At 72.6% G+C, this 12,651-nt stretch carries 12 protein-coding genes; 8 read left to right on the forward strand and 4 right to left on the reverse strand.

Annotated elements, in window-relative coordinates; genetic code table 11:
- Positions 1-91 precede the first annotated feature (91 nt).
- The 4 genes from ABT137_RS05695 to ABT137_RS05710 all read left to right on the forward strand — a co-directional run bounded on the left by ABT137_RS05695 (position 92) and on the right by ABT137_RS05710 (position 3,528).
- The gene (locus tag ABT137_RS05695; RefSeq protein WP_351702974.1) at positions 92-1,435 is read left to right on the forward strand and encodes an MFS transporter; all 1,344 of its coding nucleotides are present in this window, start codon (positions 92-94) and stop codon (positions 1,433-1,435) included.
- Positions 1,436-1,497: 62 nt separating this feature from the next.
- Positions 1,498-1,971: a DUF2771 domain-containing protein gene (locus ABT137_RS05700; protein ID WP_351702977.1), complete on the forward strand. Its 474-nt coding sequence runs from the start codon at positions 1,498-1,500 to the stop codon at positions 1,969-1,971.
- Positions 1,941-2,690 carry a futalosine hydrolase gene (locus ABT137_RS05705; protein ID WP_351702980.1) on the forward strand — a complete coding sequence of 250 codons (750 nt, stop codon included), beginning with the start codon at positions 1,941-1,943 and terminating at the stop codon, positions 2,688-2,690. Before ABT137_RS05700 ends, ABT137_RS05705 begins: the two co-directional genes overlap by 31 nt.
- Positions 2,677-3,528, forward strand: a complete 852-nt coding sequence (locus ABT137_RS05710) for a 1,4-dihydroxy-6-naphtoate synthase (RefSeq protein WP_351702983.1) — start codon at positions 2,677-2,679, stop codon at positions 3,526-3,528. The genes ABT137_RS05705 and ABT137_RS05710 overlap by 14 nt, the downstream gene beginning before the upstream one ends.
- 51 nt (positions 3,529-3,579) lie before the next feature.
- Here ABT137_RS05710 and ABT137_RS05715 read toward each other — a convergent pair whose 3' ends face one another.
- Positions 3,580-3,963, reverse strand: a complete 384-nt coding sequence (locus ABT137_RS05715; RefSeq protein ID WP_089101875.1) for a cold-shock protein — start codon at positions 3,961-3,963, stop codon at positions 3,580-3,582.
- Between the two features lie 188 nt (positions 3,964-4,151).
- On the opposite strand from ABT137_RS05715, the gene ABT137_RS05720 reads away from it, so the two are divergent.
- Positions 4,152-4,406: a hypothetical protein gene (locus ABT137_RS05720; RefSeq protein ID WP_351702986.1), complete on the forward strand. Its 255-nt coding sequence runs from the start codon at positions 4,152-4,154 to the stop codon at positions 4,404-4,406.
- Here the strand turns inward: ABT137_RS05720 and ABT137_RS05725 are convergent.
- The 3 genes from ABT137_RS05725 to ABT137_RS05735 all read right to left on the reverse strand — a co-directional run bounded on the left by ABT137_RS05725 (position 4,379) and on the right by ABT137_RS05735 (position 7,815).
- Positions 4,379-5,023: an HAD family hydrolase gene (locus tag ABT137_RS05725; RefSeq protein WP_351702989.1), complete on the reverse strand. Its 645-nt coding sequence runs from the start codon at positions 5,021-5,023 to the stop codon at positions 4,379-4,381. The two genes, ABT137_RS05720 and ABT137_RS05725, sit on opposite strands and share 28 nt — an antisense overlap.
- A gap of 172 nt (positions 5,024-5,195) precedes the next feature.
- Complete coding sequence (locus ABT137_RS05730) at positions 5,196-6,119, reverse strand: hypothetical protein (protein ID WP_351702992.1); 924 nt, start codon at positions 6,117-6,119, stop codon at positions 5,196-5,198.
- A gap of 70 nt (positions 6,120-6,189) precedes the next feature.
- Positions 6,190-7,815, reverse strand: coding sequence for a PstS family phosphate ABC transporter substrate-binding protein (locus ABT137_RS05735; RefSeq protein WP_351702995.1), 1,626 nt, complete (start codon positions 7,813-7,815; stop codon positions 6,190-6,192).
- A 237-nt stretch (positions 7,816-8,052) separates the two neighbouring features.
- On the opposite strand from ABT137_RS05735, the gene ABT137_RS05740 reads away from it, so the two are divergent.
- The 3 genes from ABT137_RS05740 to ABT137_RS05750 all read left to right on the forward strand — a co-directional run bounded on the left by ABT137_RS05740 (position 8,053) and on the right by ABT137_RS05750 (position 12,621).
- Complete coding sequence (locus tag ABT137_RS05740) at positions 8,053-10,587, forward strand: helicase-associated domain-containing protein (protein WP_351702998.1); 2,535 nt, start codon at positions 8,053-8,055, stop codon at positions 10,585-10,587.
- Positions 10,588-10,668: 81 nt separating this feature from the next.
- A complete protein-coding gene (locus ABT137_RS05745) occupies positions 10,669-12,303 on the forward strand; it encodes a M6 family metalloprotease domain-containing protein (protein ID WP_351703001.1) in 1,635 nt (544 codons plus the stop codon).
- Positions 12,304-12,312: 9 nt separating this feature from the next.
- Positions 12,313-12,621, forward strand: coding sequence for a hypothetical protein (locus ABT137_RS05750; protein WP_351703004.1), 309 nt, complete (start codon positions 12,313-12,315; stop codon positions 12,619-12,621).
- Positions 12,622-12,651 lie beyond the last annotated feature (30 nt).

The raw sequence follows: 12,651 nt of genomic DNA on the forward strand, positions 1-12,651 counted from the left end.
CTAGGAACAGCACTCTCAGGGCACTATGAAGCACGTGGCAACCGCGAGGTCACCCCAACGCGCTGTCGGGGTCGGTAGCGGTGCGGGCCGGATGCGCGGTGCCGCCCGCTCGGTCGGCCGTGCCCTGCACCTCCCGGTGACCGGTACCGCCCGCGGCATCCGCAAGGCCACCCACGCGCACGGCGCCGGCGAGTCCGGGCTGGGGAAGCTGATCGAACTGCACGCGGTCAACGGCGCGGGGGACGTGATGATCACCGTCGCGCTCGCCTCGACCGTGTTCTTCTCCGTGCCCACCGACGAGGCCCGCGGCCGCGTCGCGCTCTACCTCGCCATCACGATGGCACCCTTCACCGTCCTCGCCCCGGTCATCGGCCCCCTGCTCGACCGGCTGCCGCACGGGCGGCGCGCCGCGATGGCCGGCGCGATGCTCGCCCGGGCGCTGCTCGCGCTGATCATCGCGGGCGCGGTGGCAGGCGGCGGCCTGGAGCTGTATCCGGCCGCGCTCGGGGTGCTGGTCGCGTCGAAGGCGTACGGCGTGGTGCGCAGTGCCGTCGTGCCCAGACTCCTGCCGCCCCGGTTCTCGCTGGTGAAGGCCAACTCGCGGGTGACCCTCGCCGGGCTGCTCGCCACCGGCGTCGCCGCCCCGATCGGGGCCGGGCTGCACGCGATCGGCGACCCGTGGCCGCTCTACGGCGCCTTCGTGATCTTCGTGGCGGGAACCTTTCTCTCCTTCTCGCTGCCGCCCAAGGTCGACTCCGCCAAGGGCGAGGACGTGGCGCTGCTCGCCGCCGACGAGGAGCATCTGCACGGCCCGCACCGCAAGGAGGCGAGGCGGCCGGGGCTGCGGACGGTCGGGCCCGCCGTCACCCACGCCCTCGGCGCCAACGCCGCCCTGCGCTGCCTCTCCGGCTTCCTGATCTTCTTCCTGGCGTTCCTGCTCCGCGAGCACCCGCTGACCGGCGAGAGCGCGGCCGTGTCGCTCGGGATCGTGGGGGTCGCGGCGGGCGTCGGCAACGCGCTCGGTACGGCGGTGGGGTCGTGGCTGCACTCCCGGGCGCCGGAGATCATCATCGTGGCGGCGGTGGCCGCGGTGCTGGGCACGGCGATCGTCGCGGCGCTGTTCTTCGGCGCCTTCCTGGTGGCGGTGCTGGCCGCGATGGCCGGTTTCGGACAGGCGCTGGCCAAGCTCTCCCTGGACGCGCTGATCCAGCGGGACGTGCCGGAACTGGTGCGCACGTCCGCGTTCGCCCGCTCGGAGACGCTGCTCCAGGTGGCCTGGGTGTTCGGCGGCGCGGTGGGCATCGTGATGCCGCTGAACGGCACCCTGGGACTGGTGGTGGCCGCCGCGATCGTGGCGGCCGGCTGGCTGGCCACCCTGCGCGGCCTGCTCAGCTCCGCCCGGCACGGCACCCGGCCCCGCCCGCGAGTGGCGTAACGAACCGGGCACGCCGTACCCCACATGGGGAGACGGCCCGGAGCGCCCGATAGCCTTCGGCCATGACCACGCTGCAATCCCGCTCGCGACGCCGCCGCGTCGTCGCCGCCGCCGGCGCCGTTTCCGCCGGACTGCTCGTCCTGTCTGCCTGTGACAAGCCGACGCCGATCGCCACGATCACCGTCGGTACGAACTCGGTCAACTCCGAGGCCTCCTGCTACAACGACGGCAAGGCCCTGGACACGGCCTCCCTCACGAAGTGCCTGAAGGACACCGGGATCAAGTCCATCAAGGTGGACCCGGACGACACGGTCCGCTTCGGCGTCGACCCGAAGATCGCGGACAGCGGCTGGACGATCCTGATGAACGGTCAGGCGCTCACCGACTCCAGCACCAAGACCTACCGCACCATCCCGGGCAGCGTGTTCTTCAACGCCCAGTACGGCGCCTCCGGCAACTCGACCCTCGTCTCCATCAAGGAGGGCGACAAGTCGGTGCTGGGTCTGTGGTCCTTCAAGCTCAAGAAGGACGCCTGACCACGTCCGCCGCGCGGATCCTCGTAGCCACCGCGGTCCCGGCCGAACGGGACGCGGTGGCCCGGGCGTTCACACCTCCGAAAGAGGTACGGCTACCGGCCGCGACGCTGCTGCGCACCACCGGCGGGTACGACCTGCTCGCCGCCGGGGTCGGTCCGGCCCTGGCCGCCGCCGGCACCGCGACCGCCCTCACCGCCGCCGCCCTCGAAGGCCGCCCCTACGCGCTGGTCGTCTCCGCCGGGATCGCCGGCGGTTTCCAGCCGGAGGCCCCCGTCGGCTCCCTGGTGGTGGCCGACGAGATCACCGCGGCCGATCTGGGCGCCGAGACGGCCGACGGCTTCCTTCCGGTCACCGAACTGGGCTTCGGAACCGTCAGCCACCACCCACAAAATTCACTCGTACGAGTGACGGCGCAGGCCACCGGAGCCCGCCCCGGAGCGGTACTCACCGTCTCCACGGTGACCGGAACCGCCGCCCGCGCGGCCGAACTGCGGACCCGGCACCCGGGCGCCCTCGCCGAGGCCATGGAGGGCTTCGGCGTCGCCGAGGCGGCCGCCGCGCACGGCGTGCCCGTGCTGGAGCTGCGCGCGGTCTCCAACCCCGTCGGCCCCCGCGACCGTGCCGCCTGGCGGATCGGCGACGCCCTGGCCGCCCTGACCGAGGCCTTCGGGAAGCTCGTGCCCGCCCTGGAGAGTTGGAACCCACATGACCACCGCTGACCCGTTGCGCATCGCGTACTCGCCCTGCCCGAACGACACCTTCGTCTTCGACGCCCTCGCCCACGGCCGGATCCCGGGCGCGCCCGCGCTCGACGTGACCTTCGCGGACATCGACATCACCAACGGCATGGCCGAGCGCGGCGAGTCGGACGCGCTGAAGGTGTCGTACGCCGTGCTGCCCTACGTCCTCGACGAGTACGCACTGCTGCCCTGCGGGGGCGCGCTGGGGCGGGGCTGCGGGCCGCTGGTGCTGACCCGGGGGGCCGGAGCGGACCTCACCGGCCGTACGGTCGCCGTGCCGAGCGAGAGGTCGACGGCGTACCTGCTGTTCCGCCTCTGGGCCGCGGACACCCTCCCGGGCGGCGTGGGCGAGATCGTCGTCATGCCGTTCCACGAGATCATGCCGGCCGTGCGGGACGGGAAGGTCGACGCGGGGCTCGTGATCCACGAGGCGCGCTTCACGTACCAGAACTACGGCCTGCACAAGCTCGCGGACATGGGCGAGCACTGGGAGAACACGACGGGCCTGCCGATCCCGCTCGGCGCGATCATCGCCAAGCGGTCGCTGGGCGCCGAGGCCCTCACCCGCCTCGCCGACTCGATCCGCGCCTCCGTCCACGCGGCCTGGGACGATCCCGAGGTCTCCCGGCCGTATGTCATGGCGCACGCCCAGGAGATGGACCCGGCCGTCGCCGACCAGCACATCGGGCTCTACGTCAACGAGTTCACCTCGGAACTCGGCGAGGACGGTTACGCGGCGGTGCGCGGACTGCTCACCCGCGCGGCGGCCGAGGGACTCGTCCCGCCCCTCGGCCCGCACGCACTCGATTTCCCCTGAAAAAACGCACGGGACTTACCCGCTTCCGAGACGCATATGCCGCTTGCGCGGCTACACGTCCAGCTGGTCCGCGACCGCGCGCAGCAGCCCGGCGATCTTCGATCCGGCGGCCTTGTCCGGGTAACGGCCGCGCTCCAGCATCGGCGTGATGTTTTCGAGCAGGGTCGTCAGGTCCTGCACGATCGAGGCCAGCTCGTCCGGCTTCTTGCGCTGGGCGGCGGCGACCGACGGGGTGGGGTCGAGCAGGACCACGGACAGTGCCTGGTCACCGCGCTGACCGGCGACGACGCCGAACTCCACGCGCTGGCCCGGCTTGAGTGCGTCGACCCCGTCGGGGAGAACCGAGGAATGGACGAAGACGTCACCGCCGTCGTCGCGGGAGAGAAAGCCGAAGCCCTTCTCGCTGTTGAACCACTTGACCTTGCCGGTAGGCACGTCTGTCCTCGTCCTCGTATCTCGTCGGAAACTGCTCGGAAAACTTCTGAATGCAACAGCTCTGGAACGGGCCTTGATAGCACTCGGGCGGGTCGACCACGACCCGCCGGTACCAAGGCTAATGGTCTTCGGGCGCGTGACAAGACGTCGCCCGGTTGTTCCTTCGGGCAGGGAACTACCCTGGTCGAGTGCGTGACAAAACCCAAGCGAATTCCGCCGGGCCCGGTGACCGACTGGTCCGTACCGGTGCCGTGGTCTTCTTCATCGGTGCGGTGGCCACACTCGTCACCGTGATACCGCTGTTCCTCGGTGCGAAGCCTTTTCCGACGTACATGTACCTGTTGAGCATGCTCATGGGCGTCGGCTTCCTGGTCGCGGCCGCCGGAGTGCTCCAGTCGGTCGCGGCCGGACGCCGTCAGGCGCGGGAGGCGTCCTCCCGGTAGCCGCCCTCGCGGTAGCCGGCCAGCCAGGCGGGCAGCTCGGTGAGGTCGGCGAGCACCACGTCGGCGCCGGCCGCGCGCAGTTCCTCCGCATCGCAGGGGCCGGTGGCCACCGCCACCGCCAGGGCTCCCGCCTTGCGTGCCCCGCGTACGTCTCCGACGTGGTCGCCGACGTACGCGCCCGCGGCGTGCTCGCGCAGCGCCACCGCCTTCTGCTCGGCCCACAGGTCGCCGACCACGGCGTCCGGGACTATGCCGAGGTGGCTGAGGTGCAGCTTCGCGTTGGGCTCGTACTTCGCGGTGACCACCACGCTCTTGCCACCGGCCTCCCGCACCGCCGCGATCGCCTCCCGCGCACCCGGCATGGCGGGCGTCGCCGCGATGGCGATCTCCGGATACATCGCCCGATACAGATCACTCATCTCCGCGATCCGCTCGGCCGGAAACCAGTGCACCAGCTCCTCGGCGAGCGGCGGCCCCAGCCGGGTCACGGCCAGATCGGCATCGATGTACGTCCCGGTCCGCTCGGCGAGCGCCAGGTACGTGGCGTGGATGCCGGGCCGGGAATCGATGAGCGTCATGTCGAGATCGAAGCCGACGGTGAGGGGGCGAGGAGTCATGTGGGCCATTGTGCAGGGTAGGGGGTGGCCGGGGGTGGGGACGCTCACCGGCGCTTGCCGGGTGCCGCCCCGTCAGGGGCGCTGGGGGTACCCCCAGCCGAAGGCTGGGGGAGGAACTGCGCGACCAGCCACAACGCACCCGCACCCGCCCGACAACCGACCACCCCACCCCCTACCGCGACCTCTGCGACCGCCACACCACATAAACGGCCGAGGCCAGCGCAGCGCCCCGTACCACCCACGGCCACGTCTGCCCCACCGCCCCGCTCATCTGCCCCTGGGCGATCGGCGCGCCCCAGCGCCCCGCGCTGCGCCCCCACAGCCAGACCAGCCCGGCCGCGACGGACAGCCCCGGTACCCACATCACCGCCAGCTTCGTCTCCGCCGGGGTGAGCCGGCGGGAGCCGTAGGCGATGGCCCAGCCGAGGACGAGCGCGAACCAGTTGCCGAGCACCGCGCCCACTACGAGCGCGGCGGCGGCCAGCAGGAGGAGGGGGTTGCGCCAGCCGCCCCCGGCGCCGGGGCGGGGGAGGACGCGGATCCGGCGTCGTCCGGACGGTGCGGCCTCCTCCACCACCGGGGCCTCCTCCGGCTCGCCCGGCTCGTCCGCCGGCTCCGCCTTCCGCAGCCGCGGCCTGCTGAGCAGTTCGGGGATCTCCACCCCGCCGACGAACCCCGGCACCCCGTCGCCGTCCCCGAACGGACTGCTGTCCACCCGCCACCAGTCGGGCGGCGCCGCCGACCCGTCCGGCTCCGCGGGCCGCGGGCGCGGTACGACGCGCCGCAGGTCCTCGGCCGGCGCCGCAGGCCCCGCGTCCCGCTGGACGGGGACCGCGCCCGACGGCGGCTGCGGTGCGCCGCTCGCCGTCGTACCGCCCGCCGCCTCGACGACCTCGTCGGGCGTGCCCAGCCGGTCGAGGATGCGCTTCACCGCGGCCGGGCTGTCGACGGTCGCCTTCGCCCGTTGCCGGTCGATGTCGTTGCGCAGTCCGGAGACCAGCCGCATCCGCTCGGCCGACGACAACTGGCGCTGGTGCGCGATGTCCCCGACGCGGCTCAGATACTCGTAGACGACCTGATCGCTCTCGATACCCACGAAGTCCCCTCCGGGGCCGGTGCGTTGCCTTGGATTACCCCGTCGGAACGACGGTAGCGCAGGCCACGGCTCATGTCGGCCGGCACACCAGCGGGTAGCGGGTCTCGGAGCAGGGGCGGTTTCCGTACTCGCGCAGGATGTCCTTGCCGCCCTGGTCGGTGAGGTAGCGCAGGAAGGCGGCGGCGATGGAGCCGGCGGGCGGTTCGCCGTACGTGTAGGCGTACTCGGTCTGCCAGTACGGGTACGTGCCCTGCTCGACGCCTTCGAGGGTGGGCGGCATGCCGCCGACGTCCAGCTTGACGAGGTTGCCGGCCGGCACGCTGCTGACCTCGCTGTAGCCGAGGCCGCCGGGGTCGGCGCTCACGGCGTCCAGCAGGCTGTCGGTGGTGTTGACCTCGCAGACGCCGTACTTGTCCGTGCTCAGCGCCGCGCAGTCGTTGACGTCGGCCTCCGGGACCGACTTGCCCGCCAGGACCCGCTGTTCGAGGGCGTTGCGGGTGCCGGAGCCGCGGTGGCGGTTGATCAGGTGGACGGGGACGTCGTGGCCGCCGACCCGGGACCAGTTCTTGACCTTGCCGGCGTAGATGTCGCGGATCTGCTGGAGGGAGAGGTTGTGGACGTCGGCGGCGTCGTTCACGACGAGGGTGAACAGGGAGTAGACGACCGGCCGGGGCAGCAGCTGGGCGTGGTTGCCCTCGGCCGGGCCGTCGGTGAAGGTGATGTGGTCGCCGAGTCCCGCGTCGCCCTTGATCCCGGCGGCCTTGCCGGCCTGCTGGAGCGTGGTGAGGCCGTCGGTGCTGCTCTGGAAGGTGCCGTCGTCGATGGGGATGTCCGCCCCCTTGGCCGCGCACAGCTTCGTGTACTGCTTGGCCGCCGCCGTCACCGCGGGCGAGAACGCGGTCGAGCCCGACAGGTGCAGGGTGCCGCCGACGCAGTCCAGCGGGGCGGGCTTGGCCGGGAAGAACAAGGTGAGGCTCGCCTGGACGAGGACCGCCGCCGCCAGCAGGGCCAGACCGCCCACGGCCGGCCTGGAGGCGAAGGTGTGGCTCTCGGTGTGGGCCAGCTTGAGCCGGGCCAGCCAGCGGACCCAGGCGAAGGAGTGGTCCATGCCCCCGGTCACCGCGGCCTGGAACTCCGGCGGTGGGAAGGGCGCGTGCTCGCTGCCGCCCCGCCGCTCCAGCACCGCCAGGATCTTGTAGTGGGCGCCGGGGTTCAGCGTCACCTTGGGCAGCCGGATGACGCCGACGCCGTCCTCCCAGTCCTTTCCGAAGCCGTCGGTCTCCTGGGTCCTGCCGTCGCGGGTGGTGACGAAGAAGTGCCGGAGGGTGGGCTGGCTGAGTTCGGTCACCGCCATGCCGACGACCCGGCGGTCCCGGAACAGCACCCGGATGCCGGTCTTGTCGTCGGGCGGGGTCAGGTAGTCGCCGGGGACGATCTCCCGCCAGCCGGCGTTCTCGATCCGCACCAGCACGAACGAGGGTTCCACCAGCTCGTGGCCGTCGTCCCGCATCCGCGCCAGCACGTCGGCGCTCGGCGCGTGCGCGGTGTCCGTGGCCAGGGTGTCCATCTGGAGGCGGTAGCCGAGCCGCTTGCGGCGGATGACGACGAACTCCCAGAAGAACGCCAGCACCGGGATCACGACACTGAAGATCGCGACGACGTTGTTGAAGTTGAGTTCGACGCCGAGCGTTCGCACGACCGCATCCCCCGAATCGCCGTGTCCCGCGGCGTTGTTGACATCGCGCGGTGGTCAGGGAGCCCAGGGTGACGACCGGGTGCCGAGTGTTGCCAGAGGTGCCACGATCCTCCCGCTGAAATTCATTCGCCGGACATCTGCGCAATGTTCTGTTCGCCCGGTGGCTGCCCCTTACACAGAAACGGCGGCGGGACAGGTGATCCCGGTGCCCGCCCCGCACCCGCTACCGTGGGTCGGATGAGCAACCCGGCCACCCCGCCGCGTTCCCTCGCGGAGGCGCTTCGGGCCAGGGACGACGCCTCCCTGGCCGTACTGCTGCGTGCCCGCCCCGACCTCATCACCCCCGTGCCCACCGACCTGACCCAGCTGGCCACCCGGGCCGGCACCCGCGCCTCGGTGCTGCGCGCGCTGGAACGCCTTGACCGCTTCGCCCTGCAGGCCGCGGAGGCGCTGGCGGTGGCCGGCGACCCCGCGTCCTACCAGGAGCTGCTGGGCCTGATGGCCGGGGACGGCGGGGACCCGGCCGTCGCCGGCGAGCTGCCGCGGGCCGTCGCCGCGCTCCGCGACCAGGCGCTGGTGTGGGGCGACGACGACCGGCTGCGGCTCGTGCGGACCGCGCGCGAGGTGCTCGCCCCGTCCCCGCAGCACCCGTCGCCGACCGGTCTCGGCCCGACCGTGCGGGAGGCCACCTCGGGGATGTCGCCGGGCCGGATCCAGGAGATCGTGGCCGCCGCCGGGCTGCCCTCCACGCACGACTCGGTCTCCGCGGTCGACGCGCTCACCAAGCTGTTCGGGCACCGGAAGAAGATGGCGAAGCTGCTCGCCGCCGCGCCCGCCGAGTCCCGCGAGGTCCTCTCCCGGCTGGTCTGGGGGCCGCCGTACGGGCAGATCACCCCCGAACCCGCCGCTCACCTGCGCTGGCTCCTCGACCGCGGCCTGTTGCTGCCGACCGCGCCGGGCACCGTGGTCCTGCCCCGCGAGGTCGCCCTCCACCTGCGCGAGGGCCGCGCCCACCGCGAACCGGAGCCCACCCCGCCCGCCGTCGAGCCGGCGGCGGCCCACCGTCCACAGGTTGTGGACGCGACCGCGGCCGGGCAGGCCTACACCACCCTCGCGACCGTCGAGGAGCTGCTGAAGGACTGGGACGAGGGCGGTCCGGCGGTACTGCGGGCCGGCGGCCTGAGCGTCCGGGACCTCAAGCGGACGGCCGTCGCCCTGGACGTGCCCGAGCCGATCGCCGCGTTCTGGGTCGAGCTGGCCTACGCGGCCGGGCTGCTCGCCTCCGACGGCGAGGCCGACGAACGGTACGCGGCCACCCCCGCCTACGACGAGTGGCTGGACCGGCCGCCCGCCGAACGCTGGGCCCAGCTGGCGGAGGCCTGGCTCACCGCGACCCGCACCTCCGGCCTGGTCGGCGGCCGGGACGCCAAGGACCGCGCCCTGTCCGCCCTCGGCCCCGGCCTCGACCGCTCCGCCGCACCCGAGGTACGGCACCGGGTGCTGACCCTCCTCGCCGCGCTCCCGGAGGGCACCTCGCCGACCGCCGACTCGGTGCTGGCCCGGCTGCGCTGGGAACGCCCGCTGCGCGGTCCCCAGCAGCACGGCGACGACCTGCGCACCCGACTGGCCCGCTGGACCCTGTCGGAGGCCGAGCTGCTGGGCGTGACGGGACGCGGCGCGCTGTCGGCGCACGGCCGCGTGCTCCTCGGCGCACCGGCCGTGGAGAAGACGCCCGAACAGGCGGCGGAGCCGTCCGGCCCCGGCGACAAGCTCCCGGTGCGCCATCACCACCTCTCCCCCGCCCTCGAACCCCTCGCCCCTCCCGAGCAGGCCGTCGCCACCGCGGCCGCCGGCCGGCTGCTCGCCCCGCTCCTCCCCGAGCCCCTCGACCACGTCCTGCTCCAGGCCGACCTGACCGCGGTCGCCCCGGGGCCGCTGCGCCGCCCGCTCGCCGACGCGCTGGGCGTCCTCGCCGACGTCGAGTCGAAGGGCGGCGCCACGGTCTACCGCTTCACGCCCGCCTCCGTCCGCCGCGCCCTGGACGCCGGCCAGACCGCCGCCGACCTGCACGCCTTCCTCGCCACGCACTCCCGCACACCGGTCCCGCAGCCGCTCGCGTACCTGATCGACGACGTGGCCCGCAGGCACGGACACCTGCGGGTGGGCGCGGCCTCGGCGTACGTCCGCTGCGACGACGACACCGTCCTCAACGAGATCATGGCCGACAAGCGCGCGTCGGGCCTGCGCCTGCGCCGTCTGGCCCCGTCGGTGCTCGCCACCCAGGCCGACCCGGCCGCCCTCCTGGAGGGCCTGCGCGCGATGGGCTACGCGCCCGCCGCCGAGTCCGCCGAGGGCGACGTCCTGATCACCCGCGCCCACGCCCACCGCACCCCGCCGCGCACGGCCCCCGAGCCGGTCCCGGACGGCCCGCCGCCACCGGACTCCACCCTCCTCGCGGCGGCGATCCGCGCGATCCGCGCGGGCGACCTCGCCGCCACCACCCCGCGCAAGTCCGCCGGTGCCGCCGTCAGGGGCGGCGAACTCCCGCGCACCACCCCCGCCGAGACCCTCGCCACCATGCAGGCCGCCGTCCTCACCGGCGACACCCTCTGGATCGGCTACGTCAACGCCGAGGGCACCGCCAGCCAGCGCGTCATCGCCCCCATCCGCGTCGAGGGCGGCTTCGTCACGGCCTACGACCACACCGCCGACGAGGTACGCACCTACCCCCTGCACCGCGTGACGGGGGTGGCGGAACTCGCGCAGGAGTAAGTGATCATCTTGCAGGCCGCGCACCTGCATGCGTCACTGGCGTAGAAACAACCAACACATCCCTTTTTGAGAGGATTTGGAATGGTTGACCTTTCCACTTCACGGGACTCCGCAGTCGCCGTCTGGTCGGAATTCTGCGCCATCGCACCCAGCCCGGAACTCCGCGGCAGGATGCAGCAGGAACTGGAGCGGGTCCGGAGCGAGTCGGACGTGGCGAGTCTGTTCCGCCTCGGCGGCACCCCCCGCAGGTTCGGCTACGGCGACGGCGTCAACATGCCGCCCGAGGCGTTCGCCCCGGGGACATCGCTGGAGGCCATCCGCGCCACGGCCGCCGCACGGACCCCGCTGACCGGCACGGTCCGGGTCGTCGTCGTCCTGGCGGACTTCACGGACAAGCCGATGACCGCGGACAACGAACACTTCGAGAAGCTGTTCTTCTCCGAAGGCGAGCTCCCGCACGGCAGCGTCCGGGACTACTACCGTGAAGTGACCCACGGCCTGGTCGACATCGTCGGCGAGGTCATCGGCCCGGTCCGGATGCCGCAGAAGCTCTCCTGGTACGCCAACAACAACTTCGGCATCGGCAAACCGACCGGCGAGCCGCGCGCGCAGATCCTGGCCCGGGACGCCGCCGTCGGCGCCGACCCCCTCATCAACTACGCGCCGTACGACAACGATGGCAACGGCTTCGTGGACGCCTTCATCGTCGTGCACTCCGGCCCCGGCGGCGAAGCCACCGGTATCCGGGGAGACCTCTGGTCGCACAAATGGGTCCTGCCGAACGCGTACAACGCCGACGGCGCCCAGATCTACGGCTACCTCACCATTCCCGAGGACGCCAAGATCGGGGTCTGCGCCCACGAGCTGGGCCACCTGCTGTTCGGCTTCCCCGACCTGTACGACATCGACGGTTCGTCGGAAGGGATCGGCAACTGGTGCCTGATGGCCGCCGGTTCATGGGGCGGCGACCACCCCGGCGAGAGGCCGACGCATCCGTCGGCCTGGTGCAAGATCCAGCAGGGCTGGGCCAAAGCCGTCAACGTCACGAGCAACGGACAGCTGTCCGTCCCCGACATCAAGAACGGCTTCGAGACGTACCGGCTGTGGACCGACGGCCTGCACGGGAAGGAGTACTTCCTGGTCGAGAACCGCCAGCAGTCGGGCTACGACAAGTCACTGCCCGCCTCGGGCATGCAGATCTGGCACATCGACGAGAGCCAGCCGGACAACACCAACGAACACCACTACATGGTGGGCCTCGTCCAGGCGGACGATCAGCGCGACCTGGAGTCCGCGGCGAACCGCGGTGACGCCGGTGACGTCTACCCCGGCAGCACGGGCAACAGCTCGTTCGGTCCGTCGACCAAGCCCAGTTCCCGGTCGTACGCCGGCACCCCGACCGGCGTCTCCGTCACGGACATCTCTGCGCCCGCCGCCACGATGACCGCGTCGGTGTCGGTCTCGGCTGGGGTTCCCGTACGCGCGCCCGCCCCCACCGCCGCCGCCAGGCGGGAGGAGGACGTGCCCGGGCTGGTCAAGACGATCCACGACCTCCAGGACCGGCTCGCCACGCTGGAACAGGCCGTCGCCCCCTGGGCCGGCGCCGAGGCCTACCTGGAGCAGGCCGTGCGGTCAGGCAGTACGGGCACACCGGAGTCCGTCAAGGCCGGGAACGGGTACGGCGCCCGCCCGCTCGAAGGCCCGCACCACCGGTGACCGCCGGCCATGGTGCAGGTGGTCGAGAACCGCACTGATCTGACCGCGCGGCTGGTCAGGACCGAGCCGCATCCGCGGCTGGCGGGCTGGGACCTGGCAGAGGTGGACGTACTCGGCGCCGAGCCGGTGACCGGATACGCCGACCTGTTGTCGGGCAACGTCGGACAGCGCCTGCTGCTCGCCGTGCCCAGCCCGCTCCTGGCGGGCGTGGTGCCGGGGTCCGTCCTGCGCGCCCGGGCCAGACTGGCCGCCCCGGGCGAGGCGATGGCCGAGAAGAACCCCACACCGGGCACCTTCGCCGTCGAGCCGCCGAGCTGAGGCGATGCCGCCCCCGAGGGGGCCGGTCTT

The sequence above is a fragment of the Streptomyces sp. NPDC001980 genome, assembly GCF_040296885.1.
Taxonomy (GTDB): Bacteria; Actinomycetota; Actinomycetes; order Streptomycetales; family Streptomycetaceae; genus Streptomyces.

Bases quoted from the DNA above. Each gene is read 5' to 3' on its own strand.
- ABT137_RS05700 (WP_351702977.1), top strand. From the start codon at position 1,498: ATGACCACGCTGCAATCCCGCTCGCGACGCCGCCGCGTCGTCGCCGCC.
- ABT137_RS05710 (WP_351702983.1), top strand. From the start codon at position 2,677: ATGACCACCGCTGACCCGTTGCGCATCGCGTACTCGCCCTGCCCGAAC.
- ABT137_RS05740 (WP_351702998.1), top strand. From the start codon at position 8,053: ATGAGCAACCCGGCCACCCCGCCGCGTTCCCTCGCGGAGGCGCTTCGG.
- ABT137_RS05750 (WP_351703004.1), top strand. From the start codon at position 12,313: ATGGTGCAGGTGGTCGAGAACCGCACTGATCTGACCGCGCGGCTGGTC.
- ABT137_RS05745 (WP_351703001.1), top strand. From the start codon at position 10,669: ATGGTTGACCTTTCCACTTCACGGGACTCCGCAGTCGCCGTCTGGTCG.
- ABT137_RS05695 (WP_351702974.1), top strand. From the start codon at position 92: ATGCGCGGTGCCGCCCGCTCGGTCGGCCGTGCCCTGCACCTCCCGGTG.
- ABT137_RS05725 (WP_351702989.1), bottom strand. From the start codon at position 5,023: ATGACTCCTCGCCCCCTCACCGTCGGCTTCGATCTCGACATGACGCTC.